This window comes from Micromonospora sp. NPDC047812, assembly GCF_040704175.1.
Lineage (GTDB): Bacteria > Actinomycetota > Actinomycetes > Mycobacteriales > Micromonosporaceae > Micromonospora.
This window is the reverse complement of record NZ_JBEYRY010000007.1, coordinates 178897-203552: the sequence shown is the minus strand read 5'-3', so window position 1 is coordinate 203552 and position 24656 is coordinate 178897. Positions and strand designations below refer to the sequence as shown.

The 24656-nt window shown below is 74.1% G+C and carries 21 protein-coding genes and 2 pseudogenes; 11 read left to right on the top strand and 12 right to left on the bottom strand.

Annotated features, from left to right (window positions below; translation table 11 throughout):
• Window positions 1-151 precede the first annotated feature (151 nt).
• Entirely contained in the window at window positions 152-1321 is a 1170-nt protein-coding gene (locus AB0883_RS24475) for an ice-binding family protein (protein ID WP_366643565.1), read from the top strand.
• A 148-nt stretch (window positions 1322-1469) separates the two neighbouring features.
• Here AB0883_RS24475 and AB0883_RS24470 read toward each other — a convergent pair whose 3' ends face one another.
• From AB0883_RS24470 to AB0883_RS24450, 5 genes are all read right to left on the bottom strand, one after another.
• Window positions 1470-2948, bottom strand: coding sequence for a glycoside hydrolase family 130 protein (locus AB0883_RS24470; protein ID WP_366643564.1), 1479 nt, complete (start codon window positions 2946-2948; stop codon window positions 1470-1472).
• On the bottom strand, window positions 2945-3949 hold the full coding sequence (locus AB0883_RS24465) for a glycosyltransferase (protein ID WP_366643592.1): 1005 nt from the start codon (window positions 3947-3949) through the stop codon (window positions 2945-2947). Before AB0883_RS24465 ends, AB0883_RS24470 begins: the two co-directional genes overlap by 4 nt.
• A gap of 32 nt (window positions 3950-3981) precedes the next feature.
• Window positions 3982-5121, bottom strand: coding sequence for a glycosyltransferase (locus AB0883_RS24460; protein ID WP_366643563.1), 1140 nt, complete (start codon window positions 5119-5121; stop codon window positions 3982-3984).
• Window positions 5122-5322: 201 nt separating this feature from the next.
• Complete coding sequence (locus AB0883_RS24455) at window positions 5323-6336, bottom strand: glycosyltransferase family 4 protein (RefSeq protein WP_366643562.1); 1014 nt, start codon at window positions 6334-6336, stop codon at window positions 5323-5325.
• Entirely contained in the window at window positions 6333-7139 is an 807-nt protein-coding gene (locus AB0883_RS24450) for a DUF5994 family protein (protein ID WP_366643561.1), read from the bottom strand. The genes AB0883_RS24455 and AB0883_RS24450 overlap by 4 nt, the downstream gene beginning before the upstream one ends.
• 514 nt (window positions 7140-7653) lie before the next feature.
• Between AB0883_RS24450 and AB0883_RS24445 the strand changes: the two genes are divergently transcribed.
• The 4 genes from AB0883_RS24445 to AB0883_RS24430 all read left to right on the top strand — a co-directional run bounded on the left by AB0883_RS24445 (window position 7654) and on the right by AB0883_RS24430 (window position 9785).
• Entirely contained in the window at window positions 7654-8202 is a 549-nt protein-coding gene (locus AB0883_RS24445) for a TetR family transcriptional regulator (protein ID WP_366643560.1), read from the top strand.
• A complete protein-coding gene (locus AB0883_RS24440) occupies window positions 8199-8576 on the top strand; it encodes an SMR family transporter (protein ID WP_366643559.1) in 378 nt (125 codons plus the stop codon). The genes AB0883_RS24445 and AB0883_RS24440 overlap by 4 nt, the downstream gene beginning before the upstream one ends.
• Window positions 8573-8902 (top strand): multidrug efflux SMR transporter, encoded by a 330-nt coding sequence (locus AB0883_RS24435; RefSeq protein WP_366643557.1) that lies wholly within the window; start codon window positions 8573-8575, stop codon window positions 8900-8902. The genes AB0883_RS24440 and AB0883_RS24435 overlap by 4 nt, the downstream gene beginning before the upstream one ends.
• A gap of 139 nt (window positions 8903-9041) precedes the next feature.
• On the top strand, window positions 9042-9785 hold the full coding sequence (locus tag AB0883_RS24430; RefSeq protein ID WP_366643556.1) for a glyoxalase: 744 nt from the start codon (window positions 9042-9044) through the stop codon (window positions 9783-9785).
• 153 nt (window positions 9786-9938) lie between these two features.
• Here the strand turns inward: AB0883_RS24430 and AB0883_RS24425 are convergent, their stop codons facing one another.
• The gene (locus AB0883_RS24425; protein WP_366643555.1) at window positions 9939-10955 is read right to left on the bottom strand and encodes a methyltransferase; all 1017 of its coding nucleotides are present in this window, start codon (window positions 10953-10955) and stop codon (window positions 9939-9941) included.
• Between the two features lie 381 nt (window positions 10956-11336).
• On the opposite strand from AB0883_RS24425, the gene AB0883_RS24420 reads away from it, so the two are divergent.
• Window positions 11337-12437: an ionic transporter y4hA gene (locus tag AB0883_RS24420; RefSeq protein ID WP_366643554.1), complete on the top strand. Its 1101-nt coding sequence runs from the start codon at window positions 11337-11339 to the stop codon at window positions 12435-12437.
• 201 nt (window positions 12438-12638) lie between these two features.
• Window positions 12639-13406, top strand: a pseudogene (locus AB0883_RS24415) (neutral zinc metallopeptidase); the annotation flags it as partial.
• Between the two features lie 15 nt (window positions 13407-13421).
• Here AB0883_RS24415 and AB0883_RS24410 read toward each other — a convergent pair.
• A complete protein-coding gene (locus AB0883_RS24410) occupies window positions 13422-13970 on the bottom strand; it encodes a hypothetical protein (RefSeq protein WP_366643553.1) in 549 nt (182 codons plus the stop codon).
• Window positions 13971-14154: 184 nt separating this feature from the next.
• On the opposite strand from AB0883_RS24410, the gene AB0883_RS24405 reads away from it, so the two are divergent.
• On the top strand, window positions 14155-14808 hold the full coding sequence (locus AB0883_RS24405; protein WP_121398227.1) for an HAD family phosphatase: 654 nt from the start codon (window positions 14155-14157) through the stop codon (window positions 14806-14808).
• 49 nt (window positions 14809-14857) lie between these two features.
• On the opposite strand, the gene AB0883_RS24400 is transcribed toward AB0883_RS24405, so the two are convergent.
• The 5 genes from AB0883_RS24400 to AB0883_RS24380 all read right to left on the bottom strand — a co-directional run bounded on the left by AB0883_RS24400 (window position 14858) and on the right by AB0883_RS24380 (window position 21594).
• Window positions 14858-17407 carry an FtsX-like permease family protein gene (locus AB0883_RS24400; RefSeq protein WP_366643552.1) on the bottom strand — a complete coding sequence of 850 codons (2550 nt, stop codon included), beginning with the start codon at window positions 17405-17407 and terminating at the stop codon, window positions 14858-14860.
• The gene (locus AB0883_RS24395) at window positions 17407-18174 is read right to left on the bottom strand and encodes an ABC transporter ATP-binding protein (protein WP_121398229.1); all 768 of its coding nucleotides are present in this window, start codon (window positions 18172-18174) and stop codon (window positions 17407-17409) included. The genes AB0883_RS24400 and AB0883_RS24395 overlap by 1 nt, the downstream gene beginning before the upstream one ends.
• Window positions 18175-18512: 338 nt before the next feature.
• Window positions 18513-19199, bottom strand: coding sequence for a response regulator transcription factor (locus tag AB0883_RS24390; protein WP_366643551.1), 687 nt, complete (start codon window positions 19197-19199; stop codon window positions 18513-18515).
• Between the two features lie 25 nt (window positions 19200-19224).
• The gene (locus AB0883_RS24385) at window positions 19225-20421 is read right to left on the bottom strand and encodes a sensor histidine kinase (RefSeq protein ID WP_366643550.1); all 1197 of its coding nucleotides are present in this window, start codon (window positions 20419-20421) and stop codon (window positions 19225-19227) included.
• A 261-nt stretch (window positions 20422-20682) separates the two neighbouring features.
• The gene (locus AB0883_RS24380) at window positions 20683-21594 is read right to left on the bottom strand and encodes a PD-(D/E)XK nuclease family protein (protein ID WP_366643549.1); all 912 of its coding nucleotides are present in this window, start codon (window positions 21592-21594) and stop codon (window positions 20683-20685) included.
• Between the two features lie 129 nt (window positions 21595-21723).
• Between AB0883_RS24380 and AB0883_RS24375 the strand changes: the two genes are divergently transcribed.
• From AB0883_RS24375 to AB0883_RS24365, 3 genes and pseudogenes are all read left to right on the top strand, one after another.
• A complete protein-coding gene (locus AB0883_RS24375; protein ID WP_366643548.1) occupies window positions 21724-22878 on the top strand; it encodes a site-2 protease family protein in 1155 nt (384 codons plus the stop codon).
• Between the two features lie 41 nt (window positions 22879-22919).
• A pseudogene (locus AB0883_RS24370) lies at window positions 22920-23816 on the top strand (tRNA (adenine-N1)-methyltransferase); the annotation flags it as partial.
• A gap of 219 nt (window positions 23817-24035) precedes the next feature.
• Window positions 24036-24608, top strand: a complete 573-nt coding sequence (locus AB0883_RS24365) for a hypothetical protein (RefSeq protein WP_121398234.1) — start codon at window positions 24036-24038, stop codon at window positions 24606-24608.
• The last annotated feature ends 48 nt before the right edge of the window (window positions 24609-24656 follow it).

Below are 24656 nucleotides of genomic sequence, written 5' to 3'. Positions count from 1 at the left end.
TCTCATCGGTCGATGGACGAGGATTTTGGGATTTCCGGCGCATTTACGTCTTCTGCGTGCAAAAGTCCGATTACCTAATGTCGCACGTGTGTGACTTCGGCGCGCTGCCGCGACAGCGCCGGCCGGAGACGCACCATGAGAGGGCAACATCGTGACAGTCACCCGAATCCGTCATCTTCGGCGCGCGGCCATGCCGGCGCTCGCAGCAGTCGCCGCCGCCACCGCGGCCGCTGCCGTGCTGATCGTCAGTGGCACCGGTGCCAGCGCGGCCGAGGCGCCGGTCGGTCTGGGCACAGCGGCGAACTTCTCCGTACTGGCCGGCTCGGAGGTGACCAACACCGGTCCGACCATCCTGGAGCAGAGCCTCGGCGTCCACCCCGGCAGCCAGGCGACCGGTTTCCCACCGGGCAGCGTCGAGGGCGAGATCCATCTCGCCGACGATGTCGCCCTGCAGGCCAAGAACGACCTGACCACCGCGTACAACGACGCCGCTGGTCGGACTCCCTTCACCAACCGGCCGTCGGAACTCGGCGGCGCCACGCTGACCCCCGGGGTGTACCGGATCGGCGCCGCGCAACTGACCGGTCAGCTGACGCTCGACAGTGAGAACGACCCGGCGGCGGTGTTCATCTTCCAGATCGCCTCCACCCTCGTCACCGCCGCGAACAGCCGCGTCGTGTTCATCAACGGCGCCTCGCCCTGCAACGTCTACTGGCAGGTGGGCAGCTCGGCGACCCTCGGCACCGGCACCCGGTTCGTGGGCAACATCCTGGCCCAGACCTCGATCACCATGAACACCGGCGCGACCCTCCAGGGGCGGGCCCTGGCCCAGACCGGTGCCGTCACCCTCGACACCAACACCATCAACACCCCCGCCTGCCTCCAGCCGACAGGAAGCCCGACCACCACCCCCACGGGCACTCCGACCGGTCAGCCCACAGGCACTCCGACGGGGACCCCGACGGGCACTCCGACGGGCACTCCGACCGGTCAGCCCACCGGCACTCCGACGGGCACTCCCACCGGCACTCCGACGGGCACTCCCACCGGCACCCCGACGGGCACTCCCACCGGCACCCCGACCGGTACTCCGACGGGCACTCCGACCGGTCAACCCACCGGAAGCCCCACCGGCTCGCCGACGGGACAGCCCACGCGAACCCCGACCGGGATCCCGACCCCGAGCCGCACGCAGCTGCCGGTGACCGGTGCTAGCGGCGGTGGTGCGCTCGTACCCGTCCTGACCGGCCTCGGCAGCCTCGCCGTCGGCACCGGCGCGAGCCTGCTCTTCCTCTACCGCCGCAGGAACTCCGAGTCCTGACCGGGGAGACCCCGGCGGCCGCGCACCGGCCGCCGGGGTCCGCACGGCTCGACCAGGTGGGTCCGACACCGACGCGCGCCGTCCTGACCCGCCCTTCTCGACAGACGCGAGACTGGCCGGCCGGCGGTGCGCGCCGGCCGCTCGGCACTCAGCCGGACCGCTGCCCGACCATCGCCGCGACGAGCGCGTCCAAGGGCACGGTGGCGAAGCCGACCCGGGCGTCGCTGGCACCGTACGGCAGCCAGAGCAGCTCGTCGTGGAGCAGACCGCCGCAGGAGTAGACGACGTTGGGCACGTACCCCTCGCGCTCGGTGTCGTCGGGGGCCAGCAGCGCCCCGGGCAGCTCCGCGATCACCCGCTCCGGGCGGTGCAGGTCGAGCAGCAGGGCCCCGATGGCGTAGCGGCGCATCGGGCCGACGCCGTGGGTGAGCACCAGCCAGCCCGCCGCGGTCTCGACGGGCGACCCGCAGTTGCCGACCTGGATCAACTCCCAGCTGCGGCGCGGCCCGTGCAGCGGCACGGGGGCCTGCCAGGTCCCGTCATCGGCCAGGACGGTCAGTCCGATGGTCTCGCCGTCGGCGCGGCAGAGGGCCAGGTGCCGGCCGTGGACGGTCCGGGGAAAGAGTGCCATGCCCTTGTTGCGGGCACCCGGTCCGCGCATCGGGTCGATCCGGAACCGGCTCAGATCGTCGCTGGCCAACCTCCGGGCGGCGATGCGTCGACCGTCGTATGCGGTGTACGTCGCCTGGTAGGTCGCGACGCCGGCGTCGTCGACGAATCTGACGAACCGGGCGTCTTCCATGCCGTTGCTCTCCGCCGACGTGGCCGGCCAGAGCACCCGCTCGTGCAGGAGGGTGTCGGCCGGGAAGGCGACGGCGTAGCTGGCCGCCGATATCCGGCGCAGCTGTTCCAGGGTGTCCGGGGTGGTGTGGCGGTAGAACAGGTCGGGCGGCAGGGCGGCCAGTACCCGTTCGAAACCTGCCTCGTCGTACTGCTCCGGGAGGGCGGCCAGCACGGTGGCGCAGACCTCGTTGTCCCAGCCCTCCTCGCGTAGCCCGGCAGCCAGCAGGTCCCGTCGGTGTCGCACGTGGCCGCGCCGGCCGCTCACCAACGGTCCCGACCGCCCCTGCACGGCGAGGCGGCTCCCGGGCCCCAGCACGGCGCTGGCGAACCCGACGGAGGAGAGGTGGCCCTCACCGATCTGGCGCAGGCTGACCGCCACCCGCAGCTGCCCCGGGCGCAGCGCCGACTGGTCGGGGTGGGCCACCATGGACGGGTTGCACAGCGCCGCGGCCTCGACGGCGTACTCGTGGCTGAAGTAGGCGCCCACGAGCAGCCGCGCGGTGGGGGAGAGCTGCCGGGTGCGGGCGACCCGGTGCCGGACGAGTTCGTAGTGGTGCCGGAAGGTGCCCTCCAGGTCGCGGTGCCGGCCGCCGAAGTCGTGCAGCGTCTGTCGGAGCAGGATCTGCGTCTCGTCGGCGTCGAGGCCGGCGATCCGGTCGACGAGATCGTGCGCGCGGGTCTGCGCCACGGCGGCGTCCTCACCCGGGACGAAGAGCTTGACGACGACCCGCCGGGGGTCGGGAGCGAGGGTGAGGCTCTGGCGGGTGGCCAGGATCCCGGTCACGACCACTGCCGGGCGTGCTGCATGGTGGAGATCAGCGCCAGGGTCGACTCGGCGCCCTGGTTGAAGTTGGGGCCGTGCGGGGTGAGCCCGTCGTAGCCGCCGCCGGTCGCCGGGTCCCACATGGCCATGCCGAGGTCGTTGTCCCCCAGGAACCATCCGACGGCCCGCCCGAGCCCGATCCTCCAGGCCGGGTCGCCGGTGATCGCGGCGGCGGTCGCGCACGCGTCGGCGAGGGCGGCGACCTCGATGGGTTGCTGGTCGTGGCGCGGACGAGCGCCGTCGCGTCGCCAGCCGCCGACGGGTACGACGGAGAGCCGCCCGTCGCGTACCTGCATCTCGCACAGCCAGGTCAGCATGCGCAGCCCGTCGGCGAGCAGCGCGGCGTCTCCGCGTAGCTGGCCGGCGGCGATGACGACCTCCGCGAGGGCGGCGCTGGCGTAGCTGAGCCGCTGCTGCGGCCACGGCCAGCCTGGATCGGGGCCGACGGGGCCGACGGCTCCGGCGGCGTCGTCGAGCAGTGCCCCGGCCGCGGCGTGCCCGGGATGACGGCGCAGCACCTCGGCGGCGCCCAGGCCGGCGAAGGCCATGGCGTGCGGCGCGGCCGAGCGTCGGGTGGCGCCGCGGCTGAAGGCCACGAGCGCCTCGGTGCGGATCCAGTCGGCGGGGTTGCGGGCGGCGGCCGTCCCCAGCCCCCACAGCGCACGCCCCCACCAGTCACCGAGCCCGGGCTGGTCGGTCCAGCGCCGGTCGTGGCCGAGGCGGTTGTGGAAGGCGCCGCGACCGTCCTGCGCGTGGGTCAGGAAGGCCAGATAGCGCTCGGCCAGCGCGAGCACCTGCGCCGACGGCTCCGGCTCGCGGCTGACGACCAGCAGACCCCGGGCCACGTCGTCGGTGCAGTAGCCGTGTTCCCGACGAACGATGGCGTGCCGGGCGTGCTCGAAGAGGCCGGTGTCGTCACTGAGCCGGGCCAGGTGGGTGAAGCTCGGCACGGGTGCCGGCATCCCGGTGCCGTGGCCGGCCCGGTCGCGCGGCGTCACGCCGCTGCCGGGGTGACCGTGAGTGTCCGGCCGGCGATGAGCCGTCCGGCGAGGGCCTCGTACCGCGCCGCCACCGCCGGCCAGCGCAGGTCCGCCACGATCGGTCGGGAGCGGCCGGCGAGGTTGGCGGACAGGCCGGGTTCGGTGAGGATCCGCCGGATCGCGGCCGCCAGCGCCGTCGGGTCCCGATGGGGCACGACCAGACCCGGGCCGCCGGTGAGCAGCTCGACGGCGTGGGGGAAGGGCGTGGCGACGACGGGGACGCCGGCGGCCACCGCTTCGATCAGGACGCCCGAGGTCACCTGTTCGGCCGAGTCGTAGGGCAGCAGCACCACGTCGGCGGAGCGCACCAGCGCCCCGAGGGTGGCCGCGTCGTGGTACGCGGCCTGGTAGTCCACGGCGTGCGCGACGCCGAGCTCGGCGCCGAGGCGGTGCAGGCCGGCCCGGTACGCCTCGCCCTGGTGCTCGATCACCTTCGGATGGGTCCGGCCGGCGACGGTGTACGTGGGGGTCGGGTCGAGGTCCTGCAACCGGGCCAGCGCCCGCAACGCCCACTCGATCCCCTTGCCGGGCCCGAGCAGTCCCCAGGTGAGCAGGTGCGGTCGGGTCCGCCGCAGGATAGGGCCGCCCACGGCGTCGGCGGCGCCGTGCGGGATCACCGACACCTTCGCCGGGTCCACCGCGTAGCCGACGAGCAGCCGGTCGCGGGCGGTGCCGGTCATCGTGACGACCGCGCCGGCGGCGGCCACGATCTGCTCCAGCAGGGTCTTCTGCCGGGCCGAGGGCTGACGGAGCACGGTGTGCAGGACCACGATGCTCGGCACGGTGAGCCGGCGCAGCAACGGCAGGACGTCCTCGCCGTCGGTCCCGGGGTAGATGCCGTACTCGTGCTGCACCACGGCCACGTCGAAGGCGTTGAGCGCCGTGGCCGCGCCCCGCCACCCGGCCGCGTTCCGTGACGACCAGGTGTGCACCACGGAGGGGTCCGGGCGCTGGTCGTCGCCGGGGGCGGTGACCCGCACGACGCCGCCGGGTGGGCCGCCGGCGGTGAGATGGGCGGCGAGGGCCGAGTTGAAGGTGGCCAGTCCGCAGCGGGTCGGCGGGTGGGTGCTCAGGAAGCCGTATCGGGTGGACATCGGGTGCCGTGCCTTCCGGTTGTCGGCCGCCACCGAGGGACGGGGCGGGCCTCACGTGGTAACGGCGCGCGTCGGCCGACGTGGCCGGCCGACGGAACGGGTTCAGGGGGCGGCCGCCGCGTCAGCGGGGGGGTGGGGCCGGCGGTGACCCTGGATCGAGTGGAGCCGGATTCGGAGCGAATTGTCGGCATCTGGACGGTGTCAGCGTTCCGGTCGGCCGATGAGGTCGTCGTAGACGGCCAGATAGTCGGCGACCATCCGGTCTGCGCCGAAGCGGTGCCGGGCCCGTGCCCGGCAGGCGGCGCGGTCGATCGCCGCCACCCGGCCGACGGCCTCGACGGCCTGCGCGACGGTCCGCACGAGCAGGCCCGTCACTCCCACGTCGACGACCTCGGGCATCGACCCGCGGGCGTACGCCACGACCGGCGTTCCGCAGGCCATCGACTCCACCACGGACAGGCCGAACGGTTCGTCGAAGGCGACGGGGTGCAGCAGCGCGGTGGCGCCGCCCAGGACGTCGCCGCGGCGGCGTGGGCCCACGGCGCCGAGGAAGGTGACCCGCTCGCCGTCGACGTGCGGCTCCACCTGCTCGCGGAAGTACCGCTCGTCCTGCACGATGCCGCAGATGGTCAGCGGCCGGCCGGCCCGCCGGGCGATCTCGATGGCGGTGTGGGTGCCCTTGTCGGGGTGGATCCGGCCGAAGGCCACCAGCCCGGGACCGGGATCCGGGGTGAACGGCAGTCCGTCCAGGTCGACCCCGTGGTAGACGGTGGCGAGGTAGTCGAGCCCGCGGACCCGGTCGGCGTCGGAGATGGAGACGTAGGCCGAGCGGCCCTTCTCGTACGCCGGCAGGATCCCCGCCCCGGAGAAGCCGTGCACGGTGGTCAGCAGCGGGGCGTCGCAGTGCTCGCCGAAGGCGAGCGGCAACCAGTCCAGGTGACTGTGCACGAGGTCGAACTCGGCGGAGCGGGCCAACGCGTGGGAGACGTGCATCGCCTCCCAGACCCGCCCGTCCATGCCCGGATCCTCGGCGTAGCCGCGCGGGCACACCCCGTCCAGGGTGGCGGAGGTGATCGAGTCCGACGTGGCGAAGAGCGTCACGTCCACGCCCCGCGCGACGAGGCCCTCGGCGAGGAGACCGGTCACCTGTTCCCACGGGCCGTAGTGGCGCGGCGGCGTCCGCCAGGCCACCGGGCCCAGCAGGGCCACTCTCACCGCGCGGTCGACCCGCCAAGTTCGGTGAGGTCGAGACGCAGGGTCGCGAGCAGCCCGGCGTGCCGGGTGGTGTCGACCTGCGCCGGTAGTTCCCGCTCGACCCAGTCGGCCCTGGTGTGCTGGCCGCGTCGACGCAGCGCGGCCACGATGGTGTGTCTGGAGACTGTCATGGTCTGCTCCTCGGTGGTGATGGTCGGATGGTCTCCGGTGCGCCGCTGCCTCGGCGGGGGCGCTGTCGGCGCGGACGTTCGGGCTTGCTCGGCGCCGGCCGGACGGGCGGCGCCGGCGGCAGGGGAGCGGGGGGCGCTGCGCAGTCGACCGCCCTCGCTCTCCCAGCTGTGCCTGTCCGCGCTGGCGGTCCTCGCGTCGGAGGTCGTGCCCGCGGCGACGAGCAGCTGCGGGGAGTGGACCAGGTTGCCGGCGGTGGCGGCGAGCGCCATCGCCGCCTCGGCCAGTCCCGCCGGGGTCTCCGGCGGTACGACCAGCAGGTCGACGCGGTCGTCGTTGCGGCAGATCGCGGTCAGCAGGGTGGCGGGCTGGCTGGTGAAGTAGCCCAACCGCAGCACCCTGCCGTCGACGGCCAGGTGGCGCGGGTTGCCGTCCCAGGCGTCGGCGTTGAGGACCAGCCGGACGATCGGCCCGTGCAGCAGGTCGATGGCGAGGACCAGGCCGGGCAGTTCCGCGAGCGGGTCTGTCGATCGGGGCCACCAGCCACCGTCGAGCAGCGTACGTGTGGACCGGGTGGGTTCGATCCGCAGACGCGGCGTCGACGGGGGAGCGGGGGCGTGGGGCGATGGCGTCATGTCGGATCCTCATCGCCGTGACCGCGGCGTAGCGGTGGGGTCGTGCGTCAGGTCGCGTCGTGCGCCGGGCGGGGCGCCCGGGTCGCTCGCCCCGCCCGGGGCGGCGCTGTGGGGCCTCGTCACCGCGGACGGCCTGCGCCCGTGGCCGGGTGCGGGCGTGCGGGTCACCGGGGTGTCGACCGCGGGTGCCGTGCCGTGGACGCGCCGACGGGGTCGACGGCACCGTGGGCCCCGGGAGGGTGGGAACGGTGTCCCGGACGGTCGCTCGTGCCACCGCGGATCGGGTGCGGACGTCGCATGCCCTCGGTGGGAGCCGGCGTGGCGGGCACCACCGGAGTGGGATGCCGTCGTTTCCGGGATGGCCCCAGCCTACGCCTGTTTGGGCTGGTCCGCTCGGCACGGCCGTTCCCGGTGGTGAAGTCCGTGCGGTCGGTCCCCCGGGCGCTCGCTCCCCGATCGTGAGCGTGCTCGCGTGCACCCGGTTACTTTACCGTCCGGACGGTAAAGTAACCAGGTGCGACCAAGCCAGCGAACCGCCATCCTCGACGCCGCCATGACCCTGGTCTCCGCCGAGGAGGGCGCGAACATCACCCTCGACGCCGTCGCCCGGCGGGCGGGGATGACCAAGCCGGGACTGATGTACCACTTCCCGACCCGCGACGCCCTCCTGCTGGCGATCGTCGACCACGCCGCCGGCCGGGTCGAGGACGCGATGCTCGCCACGCTCGCGGTGCCGTTCGACCGGGCGAGCCCCGCCGCGCGGATCCGGGCGTACGCGCGCGTCGCGTACGGCGGCGACGCCAGCCGCGCGGAGTACGCGGTCGCCGCGGAGGCCGCCTACCGGCCGGCGCTGTCGGGGCCCTGGATCGGGCGGCTCGCCAAGTGGTTCGACCTGCCAGCGAACCTGCCACCGGCCACGCGCGCCCGGCTCACCCTGGCCCGGCTGGCCGCCGACGGCCTCTGGAGCGCGTTCGCCACCGGCCTGTTTCCACCGGAACCGCAGGACCGCGACGCCCTCGTCGCGCTCATCGAGGACCTGACCGCGGAAGGCGACGACTCGTGAAGCAGTGGCTGTACCTCGCCGGAGCCATCGGCCTGGAGGTGAGCGGGACCCTCGCCCTGCGCGCGGCCAACGACCACGCCGCGTGGATCGCGCTGGTCGTCGTCGGCTACACCCTCTCCTTCGTGCTCATCTCGCTGGTCCTGCGCGAGGGCATGCCGATCGGCGTCGCGTACGGCATCTGGGCCGCCAGCGGCGTCACCCTCACCGCGCTGCTGGCCGCGCTGCTGTTCGGCGACGCGCTGACCTGGGTGATGGGGCTCGGCTTCGCCGTCATCGTCGCCGGCGTCCTGCTCGTCGAACTCGGCTCCCACCAGGCGGAACCGGGACAGGCCGCGCCGCACGACGTCCACCACGAGCCCGAGGGGGCACGATGAGCTGGGTCTTCCTGGCGGCCGCGATCGCCTTCGAGGTCACCGCCACCATGGCACTGCGCGCCTCCGAGGGGCTGCGCAAGAAGGCGTGGGCGCCCGTCGTCGTCGGCGGCTACGTGACGTGCTTCGTCTTCCTCAGCCTGGCCCTCCGCGCCGGCATGGCCGTCGGCGTCGCCTACGGCGTCTGGGCCGCGGCCGGCATCGCACTGACCGCGGTCATCGCGCGGCTCGCCTTCGACGACCCGCTCACCAAGGTCATGATGTTGGGCATCGGTCTCATCGCCGCCGGCGTGCTCCTCGTCGAACTCGGTGCCCAGTCGGCGCACTGAGCCCACACCTCGACCCTCGGGCGTCATCCCACCCGGTGAGCCGTCACGCCCGTCGTCGCCCGGCCGGAGGCGTGCGAAGCGCCACGCGCGTTGGCACAATGGCCGGGCTGTCGACCCGGACGGGGAGTGGGTGCCGACGATGACCGAGGACCACGTCCAGCCGAACGAGACCACGGTGCCGCTGCTGCACTGCGTGTCGGCGGAGGAGACCCTGGCGTTCTGGTGTGCGCTCGGGTTCGAGGTCACCTACGAGCAGACGAAGCCGTACGTCTACCTGGCGTTCCGGTGGAGCGGGTTCGAGCTGCACTACGGCGGCGCGCCGAGCGGCGTGGACCCCTCGGCCGAGAACACCGGCGGCTGCCTGGTGATGGTCGACGCGGTCGCGCCCTACCACGCGGCGTTCAGCGAGGCGATGCGCCGCACCCACGGCAAGGTGCTCGCCAAGGGGCGCCCCCGGATGACCCGCTACCGCCCCGGCGCGTCGCGGTTCAGCGTCGTCGATCCGTCGGGGAACACCATCATCTTCATCCAACGCGACGAGCCGGCGGAGCTGGAGTACGGCGGTTCGAAGCGGTTGCGGGGGTTGACCCGGGTCCTCGACAACGCGCGGATCCTGCGCGAGTTCAAGAGCGACGACCTGGCCGCCTTCCGGGCGCTCAACTCGGGGCTGCGTCGGCACGGCGACGCCGCGCCGGCCGTCGAACAGGCGTTGGCGCTGGCCGGGTTGATCGAGCTGTCGGTCGCGCTGGAGAAGCCGGAGTCGGTGCCCGACTGGGGCGCTCGACTCACGACCCTCCCGTTGAGCGCCCCGGAGCGTGAGCGGGTGCGGCAGTCGGTCGCCGAGCCCGCCGTACTCGGGCCGTGGTTGCCGGACCCGGACTGACGTCCCTCGCCGAGCGGCGTCTCCGGACCGCCCGGATGCCACCGGCGCCGACGAGCCGGCCGACCGCACCCGCCGACAGCACGCCCGTGGCCGGGCGAGGCGGCGGAACCGGGGCGGCGGGGATCGTCGGCGCCGGAACGGGCACGCCGACGGTCAGGCCCGGCGGGCGACCACCGCTCCGTTGGCGCCCGGGGCGTCGAACGGCACGGTGCGGACGTCGACGAAGCCGGCGTCGGTGAGCCAGGCCGCGTACTCGGCACCGGAGTAGTTCCTGCCGCCCTCGGTCTCCACCAGCATGTTCATGCCCATCAGAGCCGCCTCCGGCGGACCGGTGCGCTCGTCGTTGAGCAGCAGTTCGCAGATGACGACCGCCCCACCGGGCGGCAGCGCCGCGTGGCACTTGGCCAGCAGCGCCCGGTTGGTCGACTCGTCCCAGTCGTGCAGGATCATGCTCAACAGAATGACGTCGTGCCCGCCCGGCAGCGCCGCGTCGGCCAGGAAGTCGCCGCCGACCGTGCCGATCCGCCCGCTCAGGCCTTCCGCCGCGATCCGCTCCTCGGCGCGGACGCACACGTGCGGCAGGTCGAGGATGGTCGCCCGCAGGCCGGGCAGCCGGCGGCAGAACTCGATCGGGAACGCCCCGGCCCCACCGCCGACGTCGAGCAGCCGGGCGTGCGCGCCGAAGTCGTACGCGTCGGCCAGCGCGCGGGCGGTGAAGCTGGAAGTGGAGAACATGGCGTCCCAGAACTGCGCCAGCATCTCCGGGTCGGTGGTGTCGAACATCGACTGCTGGGCCTGCGGGTCCCAGGTGAGGGGCCGGTCGGTGCGCAGAGCTTCGCCGATGCGGTGCCAGGGCAGGTAGGTCCGCAGGTCGGAGTAGCGGATCTGCGCACCGAAGTAGTAGGGGCGGCCCTCGACCAGGAACTGTTCGGCAAGTTCGGAGTTGCGGTAGCCGTCGCCGGCCTTCTCCAACAGGCCCAGTGAGGCGGACGCGGCCAACAGCAGATCCGCCGGGCGGTCGGCCAGCCCGAACTCGGCGGCGGCCTCGTCGACCGTGAGGGTCCGCCCGTTCGCGAGGCGGTTGAAGAGGCCGATTTCGACGCCGACGGCGAGGGTCTTGAATCCCCAGACGCCGGCCACCAGACGCATGAGAGGTGTGGGACTGATCATGGTCACATGGGACCACAGGTCTTCCGTCCATGATGGAGGGACCCTGCCCGCCGGCGACCGTTGGCGCGCACCAGCCGCTCCGTCCCCCTGTGGGGTGGCACGGCGTCGCAGCGGCTTCGTGTGCAGCGTCCTGTCACTTCCCCGTCGCCCGTCGGGTCGACCGCGCGGCCCTGCCCGTGACCGGCGCGGAAGGGGACGGTCTCCTGCCGTCGGCCCGGCAACCACCCGTGTTCGTGAACTCGTCCGGGTCGCCCGCGGGCGCGAACTCGACGAACGCGTGCCCGCCGCGCCGGCTCGTGGACGTCGCAGGGCTCGCCGAGGCGCAGGTCGAGGTCCGCCGGTCGGGGGTCAGGTGATCGTTGCCTCTGGAAGGGTTGGGGCATGGCCGCGCTGTTCCGCACCCGTCTGACCGACTGGACCGTCGTCACCCCGCTGCTGGCGATCCTGGTGTTGATCCTGACCTGGGGGCGCGACCTGTCCGGCCCCGTCGTGGTCGTGGTGGCCGTGTTGCTGGCCGGCGCGGTGCTGGCCGCCGTGCACCACGCCGAGGTGGTGGCCCACCGGGTGGGGGAGCCGTACGGCTCGCTCGTGCTCGCCGTGGCCGTCACCGTCATCGAGGTCGCCCTGATCGTCACGCTCATGATCAGCGGTGGCGAGAAGACGCAGTCCCTCGCCCGCGACACCGTCTTCGCCGCCGTCATGATCACCTGCAATGGCATCCTGGGACTGTCGCTGCTGATCGGGGCGCTGCGCCGCCGGGTGGCGGTCTTCAACTCGGAGGGCACCGGCGGCGCCCTGGCCACCGTGACCACCCTCGCCGTGCTGAGCCTCGTGGTGCCGACCTTCACCACCAGCCGGCCGGGCCCGCAGTTCACCCCGGCACAGCTCGCCTTCGCCGCCGTGGTCTCGCTCGCCCTCTACGGCCTGTTCGTCATGGTGCAGACCGGCCGCCACCGCGACTACTTCCTGCCCGTCAACAGCCAGGGACGGGTGCTCGGCACGGAGGGGCACGCCGAACCGCCGTCGGACCGGTCCGCCCTGCTCAGCCTCGGCCTGCTGCTGGTGGCCCTGGTCGCCGTGGTGGGCGACGCCAAGTCGGTGTCGCCGGCGATCGAGTCCGCCGTCGCCGGGGCGAACCTGCCCCCGTCGTTCGTCGGCGTGGTCATCGCGCTGCTGGTGCTGCTGCCCGAGACGATCGCCGCCGCCCGGGCCGCCCGCCGCGACCGCGTGCAGATCAGCCTGAACCTGGCCCTGGGCTCTGCCATGGCCAGCATCGGGCTGACCATCCCGGCGATAGCACTCGCCTCGATCTGGTTGGAGGGCCCGCTGCTGCTCGGCCTGGGCGGCACCCAGGTGACCCTGCTCGCCCTCACCGTCGTCACCGGCGTGCTGACCGTGGTGCCCGGGCGGGCCACCGTGCTCCAGGGCGGCGTGCACCTGGTGCTGCTCGCGGCCTTCGTCTTCCTCGCCGCCAGCCCCTGACCAACCGCCGACGGACGCGCCGACGGGTTCGTGCTCGTCCGCCGGTCAGCCGTCACCACCCGGCCGGCGCCCACGGCAGCCGCGCCGTGGGCGACCCCGTGGGCCGCTGGTGGACGGCGCGGCCTCACCCGGCGTGCGCCGGACCGCGTCCGTGCCCCGGCATGACGGACCCGCCGCCGGGGTACTGGACGCCGCAACGGCGACGCCGGGGAGGGCACTGTGACGACGCGCGTGGGACGCCGACCGCGAAGCTCGCTGGCCGGCCTCGTGGTGGCCCTCGTCGCGGCGGCCGGGTGCGTGGTCGGCGGGGTGTCCGAACCCGAGGGACGACAGCCCGCCCCGCAGCGGCCCGACGCCCCGGCCTCGCCGGGCGCCGCGCAGACCCGGGCCGACGGCACCACCAGCGTCGAGGAGTTCCAGCAGGACGTCGCCGACGCGAAGACGATCGCCGAGCGGTACTGGGCCGCGCAGTTCCAGGCCTCGGGGGAGCGGTTCCGCCCGATCCGCCGCGTCATCCCGTACCGGCGGGCCGGCGAGGTGTCCTGCGGCGGGCAGGCGCTGCCGCGCAACAACGCCGTCTACTGCTCGGCCGGCGACTTCATCGCCTACGACGTGAACTGGTCGGTGGGCGCGTTCCGCCAGGTCGGCGACGCGTTCGTGTTCTACCTGCTCGGCCACGAGTACGCGCACGGCATCCAAGCCCGGCTCGGCATCCGCTACTCCTACACCATCCAGCAGGAGTTGCAGGCCGACTGCATGGCCGGGGCGTACCTCGGCGACTCGGTACGCGCGAAGGCGCTCAAGCTCGACGACGGCGACCTGGAGGAGTTCCGCGAGGGGCTGCTGGCGGTCGGCGACGCCCCCGACCAGCCGTGGTTCGCCGAGGGCGCGCACGGCACCGCCGAGCAGCGCACCGAGTCGTTCTTCCGCGGCTACGAGCGCTCCCTGGGCGCCTGCGACCTCACCTGAGCCCGCCGGGCAGCGCTAGTTCCACCACTGCCGCACCCACACCGCCGCGCCGCCGCCGTTGTCGCCGAGGTTCGGGTCGTTGAAGGAGAAGACGAGCCGCGACGGCGCACCGGCGTTGTAGTAGAGCAGGCAGCCGCTGTCGGCGCCGACCGGGAACCACCGGCCCGAGCCGTAGAACAGCCCGGTGCTCAGCACCAGCATGGACCCCGACGTCACCCTCGCGATCAGCGCGTACCGGGGAGCGTCCGGCGCGGGCCAGCCGGTGCCGGCCAGCGGCAGCTCGCCGGAGATCGACTTCTGGGTGCCCCAGTGGTCGATGCGGACCTTGCCCAGGGCGGTCACCCGGAACACGTCCCGGTCGACCATGCCCACCGGGGAGGGCCACGTGGTGTGCACGTTGCCCGGCGCGAACCAGTCCCGCTCGTCCTCGTGCTGGGGGGTCTCCAGGTCGTAGCACCGATCGAGCGGCAGGCTCGCCGCGGCGGCCGGCCCCGCCGGCCAGATCGCGGCGGCGGCGGCCAGCAGGATCACGGTGCACCGGGAGACCAGGGATCGGACGCGCATGGCGACCTCCGGGCGAGGGGCCACCGTGCCGGCGGCCGGTTGTCCCCGAGTCTCGCGCCCGCGCGCAACCCGTCGGCCAGGTCACCCCGCGGCACCGGGGCGCACGCCGGTGGCGTGCCGGCTGAGAGGATCCCCGGGTACGCACCCGAGGGAGGACCCGCTGAACAGCCACCACCCCGCCGCCGTGCTCTTCGACATGGACGGCACCCTGGTCGACAGTGAGAAGCTGTGGGACGTCGCGCTGCGCGAGCTGGCAGCGCAGTACGGCGGCACCCTCTCCGACCCGGCCCGCAAGGCGATGATCGGCTCCAGCATGGCCGCGTCGATGCGCATCCTGCACGACGACCTGGGCCAGCCGGGGCGCGACCCGCAGGCCAGCGCGGCGTGGATCAACGCCCGCATCCTGGAGCTGTTCCGCACCGGGCTGCGCTGGCGCCCCGGCGCGCTGAACCTGCTGCGGGCCGTCCGGGCGGCGGGCATCCCGACCGCTCTGGTGACCTCCAGCGGCCGGCCCCTGGTGGAGGTGGCGCTGGACACCCTCGGGCGGGACAGCTTCGACGCGGTCGTCTGCGGCGACGAGGTCGAGGCGGCCAAGCCGCACCCGGAGCCGTACCTGACCGCCGCCCGGCTGCTCGGCGTGCCGATCGCCCGCTGCGTGGCGATCGAGGACTCGCCGACGGGGGTGGCCAGCGCGCTCGCCGCCGGCGCGGCGGTGCTGGCCGTACCGGCGGAGGTGCCGATCGGGCCGCTGGACGGCGTACACCAGCTGGAGAGCCTGACCGGCGCGGACCTGGAGCTGCTGGCCGCCCTGCTCGGCGCGCCACCGCCCGGCGCCTGACCGACGAGGGGCCCCGCCGAGCGGCGGGGCCCCTCGTCGTGCGTCGGGATCAGTCGTGGGCGATGGCCCCGAGCACGTTGATCCGGGCGGCCCGCACCGCCGGGAGCGCCGCGGCGATCACCCCGACGATCGCGGCGAGGCCGAGGAAGATCCCCATCTGGGTCCAGGGCAGCACCAGGTCGGTGATGCCCTCGTCGCGCAGCGCCTCGACCACGGCCGCGCCGAGGCCGGCGCCGACGACGACGCCGAGCAGCGCGCCGAACACCGAGATCACCACCGCCTCCACGGTGATCATCCGCATGGTCTGCGACCGGCGCAGGCCGATGGCCCGCAGCAGCCCCAGCTCCCGGGTGCGCTCCAGCACCGACAGCGCCAGGGTGTTGATGATGCCGAGCACGGCGATCACGATGGCCAGCGCCAGCAGGATCTGGATCATCGTGAGCAGGCCGTCCAGCTGACCGGTCTGCTGCTCGATGAACGCCTCCCGGTCGGCCACCGACACCTCGGGGGAGTCGGCCAGCAGCGCCTCGATCTGCGGCTGCACGTCGGCCACCCGGGTGCCGGGCGCCAGCTGGATGAAGCCCTGGATCGGCTGCGGGATGGCGAAGCCGCTCGCCGCCTCCGCCGGCAGCACCACCGGGTTGGTCAGCTGGGAACTGGCGTAGATGCCGGTCACCGTGTACGTCCGCGCCTCGCCCCGGGACGTCTGCACCGGCACCTTCGACCCCACGGAGAGGCCGCGCGCCGTCGCGGTGTCGGAGCTGACCAGCATCCCGTCCGGCGCCAACCGGTCGATGTCGCCGGCGGTCGGCTCGACCCCGAAGATCTGCCGCAGCGCGGCGACGTCGCTGCTCGCCGCGACCCAGGTGCGCTCGCCGCCGACCATCGCCAGGTCGCCGTACTCGCCGTCGGCCAGGCGCACCCCGGGGATCGCGGCGGCCTTCTTGAGCACCTCCGGGTCGAAGCTCGGCGGCCGGGGACCGCTCTGCGCCCCGGCGATCACCAGCTCCGCCTTCAGGCTGTCCTGGGCGAGCCCGCCGATGCTGCTCTTCGCCGAGTCCAGGATCACCGTCACCCCGGTGACCAGGGCGATGCCGACCATCAGCGCGGCGGCGGTGATGGCGGTGCGGCGCGGGTTGCGCCCCGAGTTGAGCCGGCCCAGCTTGCCTGGCACCGACCAGGCGAAGATCGCGCCGAGCAGGCTCACCACCGGCCGGCTGATCAGCGGCGTCAGCAGGGCCACGCCGATGAAGGCGAAGAGCACCCCGCCGAGGATGGTGGCCAGGGTGTTGCCCCCGGAGTTGCCGGTGAGCCCCAGCGCCAGCAGCGTGCCGCCCACGGCCGTGACGATCGCCCCGGCCACGGTGACCTTGGTCAGCGGCCGGTCGGGGGTGGCCACGTCCTGCATCGCCGCGATCGGCGGGATCCGCGACGCTCGCAGCGCCGGCAGCAGCGCCGCCACCACGGTGATCACGAGGCCGACGGCGAACGCGCCGACCACGGCGGACAGCGGCACGCCGATCCCCGCCAGGGTCAGCCCGCCGGCGAACGTGCTGAACAGGTACGCCAGCAGCGCGCCGATGCCGATGCCCGCGCCGAGGCCGAGCACCGAGGCGACCAGGCCCACCGCGACGGCCTCCAGCACCACCGAACCGATGATCTGCCGCCCGCTGGCCCCCACGGCGCGCATCAGCGCCAGCTCCCGGGTGCGCTGCGCCACGATGATCGAGAAGGTGTTGAGGATCAGGAAGGTGCCCACCAGCAGCGCCACCGCGGCGAAGCCGAGCAGGATCCGGTTGAAGAAGGACAGCGCCTCCTTCATGCCGGCCGCCGCGTCCTCGGACAGTTGCGCACCGGTCTTGACCTCGAAGTCGGCGCCCACCGCGGCGGCCACGGCGTCGCGCAGCGCCTCGTCCGACGTCCCACCGGCGGCGGTGACCGAGATGTTGCTGAAGGTGTCCGGCGCGCCGAGCATCAGCCGCTGCGCGACCGGCGTGGTGAACATGATCTCGTTGGCGCCACCGATGGAGTCCCGGCCGCCGCTGTAGCCGAAAACGCCGACGATGGTGAACTCCTGCTTGGGCTGGAGGGTCAGCACGCCGACCCGGTCGCCGACCTTCACCTTGCCGGCCACCGCGAGCGCCTTGTTGATGACGATCTCGTCGTCGGCCTGCGGGGCCCGCCCCTCGCGCAACTGCACCAGGTCGCTCTCGCCGGTCCAGTTCTCGCCCAGCTGCGGCGGGCCGAACGAGGCGACGACCTTGCCGTTGCCGCCGATCAGCCGCGCCCCGTCGACGCCGACGATGCCGGTGGCCTCGGCCACGCCGGGCACCGCCCGGACCTTGTCGAGGGTGGCCGCCGGCACGGGCGCGGCCACCGGCATGCCCTCCGTCTCGCCGATGTCGATCTTCGGCTTGGCGGCGACGTTGACGTCCACGCCCTCGTACGCGTCGGCGAAGATCGCGTCGAACGAGCGGCCGAGGGTGTCGGTGAGCACGAACGCACCAGAGACGAACATGACGCCCAGCACCACGGCCAGGCCGGAGAGGATCAGCCGGACCTTGCGGGCCAGCAGGCTCTTCAGGGTCGCGCGGAACATCAGCGCCCCACCTCGGCGGGGGTGTCCAGCTTCTTCATGGTGTCCAGCACCGTGTCGGCGGTCGGCTCGATCAGCTCGGAGACGATCTGCCCGTCGGCGAGGAAGACCACCCGGTCGGCGTACGCGGCGGCGGTCGGGTCGTGGGTGACCATCACGATGGTCTGCCCGTGCTCGCGTACCGAGTTGCGCAGGAAGTTCAGCACCTCCGCGCCGGCCCGCGAGTCCAGGTTGCCGGTCGGCTCGTCGGCGAAGATCACCTCGGGCCGGGCGACCAGCGCCCGGGCGCACGCCACCCGCTGCTGCTGGCCGCCGGAGAGCTGCGCCGGCCGGTGGTCCAGCCGGTCCCGCAGCCCGACCGTGGCGATCACCGTGTCGTACCAGGCCGGATCCGGCTTGCGCCCGGCGATCGACAGCGGCAGCAGGATGTTCTCCTTGGCCGTCAGCGTCGGCAGCAGGTTGAACTGCTGGAAGATGAAGCCGACCTTGTCGCGGCGCAGCTTCGTCAGGCCCGCGTCGCCCAGACCGGTGACCTTCGTGTCGCCGATCGACACCGTGCCACGGGTCACCGAGTCCAGGCCCGCGAGGCAGTGCATCAACGTCGACTTGCCCGAGCCCGAGGGCCCCATGATGGCCGTGAACCGGCCGCGCTCGAACTCCGCGCTGACCCCCCGCAGCGCGACGACCTGCGCCTCGCCGCTGCCGTACACCTTCCACACGTCGCTCGCCCGGGCCGCGGCCTGCGCCTGCTGGCCTACCGTCGCGGTCACGTCATCTACCTCTTCCGTCTGTTCGGTCCGCGCCGCCCCCGCTGGTCCGGCGCGGCAGTCCCATCATCTGTGCTCGCCGGCCCCGATCCGTCCGACTCCGGTCGGAGCCGTGGCGGATTTCGCGCTGCGGGTGCCCCCCAATGCCGACTCAGGGTTGCCCCTGAGTGGGCGGCCGGCCGAGGGCTCTCCGACCGGCCGGGACCGATCCTGCACAGTGACGCCGCGTCAGGGTCAACCACGCGGCGACGTCTCCGGTCACGGTAGGTGACGGCGGCAACCACGCCGCCGTGCCGCGGCGCATCCCCGGGTACGCCGCCCGCGCCGTCGGCGACGAGGCGCTACGCCCGCGGTCGGACCAGACCCGACTCGTACGCCAGCACCACGGCCTGCACCCGGTCGCGCAGCCCCAGCTTCGTCAGCACGTGCCCGACGTGGGTCTTGATGGTGGTCTCGCTGACCGACAACGCCCGGGCGATCTCGGCGTTGGACAGCCCCCGGGCCACGTGCACGAGCACCTCCCGCTCCCGCTCGGTCAGCGCGCTCAGCGTGCGGGGCGGCGCGGCCGCGGGGTCGGGCAGCGCCTCGGCGAAGCGGTCCAGCAGGCGCCGCAGGATCCGCGGCGCCACCACCGCGTCCCCGGCGGCCACGGTGCGGATCGCGGCCACCAGGTCGTCGGCCGGCACGTCCTTGGCCAGGAAGCCGCTCGCCCCGGCCCGCAGCGCCCCCACCACGTACTCGTCCAGGTCGAAGGTGGTCAGGATCAGCACCCGCACGGGCAGCCGGGCGTCGACGATCGCCCGGGTCGCGGCGACCCCGTCCATCCGCGGCATCCGGATGTCCATCAGCACCACGTCGGGCAGCAGCCGGCGGGACAGCTCCACCGCCTCCAGGCCGTCGGCGGCCTCGGCGACGATGTCCAGGTCTTCCTCCGTGCCCAGCACCATCCGGAAGCCGGTACGCAGCAGCGGCTGGTCGTCGGCGAGCAGGATGCGTACCGGCCGTGCCGGCACCGTCGCGTCGGTCACCTGATTCCCCCGTCCCGATCCCCGGTCACGCCGCCGCGCCCCGCGGCTCCACCGGGATCCTCGCCGACACCCGGAAGCCCCCGCCCGGCCGCGCCCCGGTGCGCAGGACACCACCGTAGAGGGCGACCCGCTCCCGCATCCCGACCAGGCCGTGTCCGATCCGGTCGCCGTCGGGCGCGGGGCCGCGCCCGGTGTCGACGATCTCCACGTCGACCGTGTCCCCGTCGAAGCGCAGCAGCACCTGGGCGGTGGCCGCACCGGCGTGCTTGAGCGCGTTGGTCAGCGCCTCCTGGGTGATCCGGTAGAGGGTCAGCGCCACCCCCTCCTCCAGCGGCCCCGGGGTGCCCTCGACCCGCAGGGTCACCGGCAGGCCGGCGTCGCGCACCTGCTCCACCAGCGCCTCGATGCCGGCGAGTCCCGGCTGCGGGGCCAGGTCGGCGGCCGGCTCGGCGTCGGTACGCAGCACGTCGAGCAGCCGGCGCATCTCCCGCAGCGTCGCCCGGCTGGTCTCCTCGATGGTGGCGATCGCCCCGTCGGCCGCGCCCGGATCCTTCGGCAGTACGCGACGCGCGCCCGTGGCCAGCACCCCCATCACGCTGACGTGGTGCGCGACGACGTCGTGCAGCTCGCGGGCGATGCGGCGACGCTCGTCGGCGACCGCCCGCTCGGCCAGCGAACGCTGGTTCTCCTCGGCCGCCCGGGCCCGCTCCCGCAGTGCCTCCGTGGAGGCCCGACGGGCGTGCACCGCGCGTCCCACCGAGTACGAGACCGCCCCGACCAGCAGGTTGTTGAGCACGAGGTAGGCGGGACTGACGTTCGCCAGCAGCTCGTCCGGTGGCGGCGCGAGGGCGCTGGTGGCGCCGACCGACATCCACAGCACCAGCGCGGCCACGGCCGCCGTACGCGGTGGCCCGGCGGCGGCCGCCGTGTAGGTGAGCACCATGAAGGTCATGCCCTGCGTGGTCGGCGTGGGGCCGAGCAGGAGCGGCACCGCCAGGGTCGCCACCGCCATCGCGACCGCCGCCCACGGCGCCACCCGCCGCCACGCCACCGGCACGGCGCAGACCACGCTCCAGCCCAGCGCCGCCAGCAGGCGCCCCGGCCAGTAGTCGCGGGGAGTGAGCGCGATGAGCACCACCTCCGCCAAGACGAGCCCGCCGGCGAGGAGCGCGTCCGCGGCGAGGGGGTGCCGGCGCAGCCACGCCCGGGGGCCCGAAGTCATACCGCGACGCTATCCGGCGTCGCGGCCGATTGATCGTCGCCGGCGGTGAGCCCGGCCTCATCCCTCAGGAGGAGAGCAGCTCATCCCCGCCGGAGCGGCCGGCCGCGCGGGGCCACCCGACGCGTGGGCCCCGCACGACCGGTCGAATCGACGGCGGTTCACCGCGAGACCAGCGCCGGCCGGCGGAATCCGGGGACGGGGGCGCCCCACAGCGCGGCGGCGTCGACGGACCTCACGGGGGTGGCGGTGCCGGTCAGCCGGTCACTCGTCGGCGCCGGGAGGCGTCGGGCGGGACCGGGCGTCGCGCAGCGGATCCGGCGCCGCCTGCGTCGGGAACGGCGGCGGGGTGCCCCCGAAGGTCGGGCAGAGCGCCTGGTGGCTGCACCAGTCGCAGAGCCGGCTCGGCCGGGGGCGGAAATCCTGCTGGGCGGTCGCCTGCTCGATCGCCCGCCACAACGCCACCACGGTGCGCTCGAAGCGCAGCAGCTCGTCGGCGTCCGGGGCGTAGTCGCAGACCTCCGAGTCCTTGAGGTAGAGCAGCCGCAGCACCCGGGGGACCACGCCCCGGGTGCGCCAGAGCACCAACGCGTAGAACTTGAGCTGGAACAACGCCCGGGCCTCGAACGCCTCGCGCGGCGCGCCGCCGGTCTTGTAGTCGACCACCCGAAGCGCCCCGTCGGGCGCCACGTCGAGCCGGTCGACGTAACCCCGGATCAGCAGCTCCTCGTCGACCACCGCCGAGATCAGGCTCTCCCGCTCGGCCGGCTCCAGCCGGCGCGGGTCCTCCACCGCGAAGTAGCCCTCCAGCAGCCCGGCGGCGGAGCGGAGGAACTCGGCCGCCGCCGCGGAGTCGCCGTCGGCGAACAGCGCCGCCAGCTCGGGCTGCTCGGTGACCAGCCGGTCCCACTGCGGGGCCACCAGGTCGCCCGCCGCCGTCGGGGTGCGCCCGGCCGCCGGCAGGTCGAACAGCCGCTCCAGCACCGCGTGCACGAGCGTGCCCCGGGCCTGCTCGACGGTCGGCCGCTCGGGCAGCCGGTCGATGCTGCGGAACCGGTAGAGCAGCGGGCAGGTCTTGAAGTCCGCCGCCCGCGACGGCGACAGCGAGGCCCGCACCGTCGCCGGGATCTCGGCCGGGGTCGGGGAATGCTGCGTGGTCACCGGTTCCGCCGTCATGCCCGGAAGGTTAGGGCACCGGTGTGACACCACGGCCGTCGCCGCACCGGCGCATGATCGCCACGCCCCGCCGGCGCGTGGTCCCGTCGCCGCGCCGGCGCATGATCTCCGCCGCGTAGCATCGATCCGATGGAGCAGACGAGGCGACCGCGCCGCCGGCCCGACGCGCGGACCGGCCTGACCGTGGGCCGGGTGTTCGGGGTGCCGCTGCACCTCAACGGCTCGATGGTGCTGCTCACCCTGCTGGTGACCGTGCTGTACGCCGAGTTCGCCCGCCGCCAGCTCGACCTGTCCCAGCTCGCCGGTTACCTCATCGGCTTCGGCTTCGTGGTCTCCCTGCTCGGCTCGGTGCTCCTGCACGAGCTCGGCCACGCCCTCACCGCCCGCCGCTACGGCATCGGTGTGCGCGGGATCACCCTGGAGCTGCTCGGCGGCTACACCGAGATGGACCGCGACGCCCCGACGCCCCGGATCGACCTGCTGGTGTCGCTCGCCGGCCCGGCCGTCTCCGCCGTGCTCGGCGTGCTCGCGGTCGCCGCCACCCTCGCCCTGCCCGACCGCACCCTGGCCAACCAGCTCGCCTTCCAACTGGCCGTGAGCAACGTCATCGTCGCGCTGTTCAACATCCTGCCGGGCCTGCCGCTCGACGGCGGCCGGGCGCTGCGGGCGGCGGTCTGGGCGGTCACCCGGGACCGGCACCGCGGCACCGAGGTCGCCGGCTGGGTGGGACGCGTCGTCGCCGTCGGCACCGCCGCGCTGGTCGCCCTGCTCACCCTCACCCGTGACCTGGCGCCGCTGGCGCTGCCTCTGATGCTGCTCGTCGCGTTCACCCTGTGGCGCGGCGCCGGGCAGTCGATCCGGATGGCTCGGATCAGCCGCCGCTTCCCGCTGATCGACCTGTCCCGGCTGGCCCGGCCCGTGCTCGCCGTGCCCACCGGCACGCCGCTGGCCGAGGCGCACCGCCGGCGCGCCGACGGGAGCACCCCGGGCGCCGCCCTCGTGGTCACCGACACCGCCGGCCGGCCGGTCGCCCTGGTCGACCCGGCGGCGGCGGAGGCCGTGCCCGTGGAGCGCCGCCCCTGGCTGGCCGTCGACGCGGTCGCCCGATCCCTGGCCAACCTGCCCGCGATGCCGGTCGGGCTCGACGGGGAACGCGTGATGGAGACCGTGCAGACCCACCCGGGCGCGCAGTACGTGGTGACCTCAGGCGAAGATGTCGTGGGCATTCTGCACATCGCGGATCTGGCTCAGCTCCTCGAACCTCAACGGAAGATGAACACGTGACCGCAACAACCCCCGCCGCCCCGGCCGACCCGGGCACCCCGGTGCCCGCCGACACCCCGGCGCTGCCTCCCGTGCACCGCGGCCCGTTCCGGATCGGCGACCGGGTGCAGCTGACCGACCCCAAGGGGCGGATGCACACGGTCACCCTGGAGCCGGGCAAGGCGTTCCACACCCACCGCGGCATCCTGGAGCACGACGCGCTGATCGGCCTGCCCGACGGCAGCGTGGTCACCACCACCGGCGGCGGGACCGCGTTCCTGGCCCTGCGGCCGCTGCTGTCGGACTACGTGCTCTCCATGCCGCGCGGCGCCCAGGTGATCTACCCGAAGGACTCCGCCCAGATCGTCGCCATGGGCGACATCTTCCCCGGCGCCAAGGTCCTGGAGGCCGGCGCCGGCTCCGGCGCGCTGTCCTGCTCGCTGCTGCGCGCGGTCGGCACCGGGGGCGAGCTGCACTCGTTCGAGGTGCGCGACGACTTCGCCCAGATCGCCCGGCGCAACGTCGAGGCGTTCTTCAACGGGCCGCACCCGGCGTGGCACCTGCACGTCGGCGACGTCGCCGGGTGCGCCGAGACCGGCTTCGACCGGATCATCCTCGACATGCTCACCCCGTGGGAGACCCTCGACATGGTCGAGCGGGCGCTGGTGCCCGGTGGCGTGTTCATCGGCTACGTCGCCACCACGCCTCAGCTGTCCGAGCTGGTCGAGGCGCTGCGCGAGCGCGGCGGCTGGACCGAGCCGCGGGCCTGGGAGTCGCTGGTGCGCGACTGGCACGCCGAGGGCCTGGCCGTGCGACCGGACCACCGCATGATCGCGCACACCGCGTTCCTCGTCTCCGCGCGTAAGCTCGCCCCCGGCGTCACCGCACCGCCGCGGCGCCGCAAGCCCAGCAAGGGCGCCGAGGCGTACGCCGAACGTCGCCAGGCGCTGCGCGAGGCCGAGGCCGCCAAGCGCGCGGCGGCCGAGGCCCCGCCGGTGGCCGACGCCGAGGCCCCACGGCAGGCGGCGGCCGAGGCCCTGCGGGCGCCGACCGGGACAGGGCAGGTCACGGCCGCCGGGGACCCGGAACGGCCGTGACGGCGCGGCGGGGCGACGAGGAGTGAACGGACGGATCCCGCCCGTCGGCGCGTGCTGGCGGGCCGGGCACGGGGAGGTGGCATGAGCCGGCCCGGCTTCGGCGGGGGTGACCTGCCGGCGGTGTTCCCGGACTGGTCGCCCTACCAGGACCTCGAATCGGCGGCCCGGGCGTACCTGCGCGACCCGGACGTCGCGCTCGAGGCGCTCGGCGGGGTGCTGCGCGGCGCTTCGGTGCTGGGCTTCACCCTGGAACGCTTCGTCAACGAGGTCAACGGGGTGTGGCAGGAGGTCGTGGTCTGCGACGGCAGCCGCCTCGTCCTCTGGCACGGCGAGGACGTGCCGCCGGAGGACGGGCCACCGGGGTCGATGACCTCGTCGCTGCGGGTGGTGCCGGTCTCCACGGTGACCGAGGTCGGCTGCCGGCGCCGGCTGACCCGCGCCGACGACGGCGGGATCAGGGTCGACAGCATCGACGTCTATCTGCTGCTCACGTCGTTGGACGAGGCGCCGCCCAGCGACGAGGCGGTGGGCGCGCCCCGCCACGACGCGCTGCGCTTCGGCAAGACCCTCGACGACGGCGGCGCCGGACAGATCGCCCGCCTGGAGGAGTTCGCCCGCCTCGTCGCCTCGGTGGTCGGCCGCCCGATGCTCTGAAAGCCGTACGCCCGGGTGGGCCGCGTCGAGCGGGGTTCCCGGACGTGT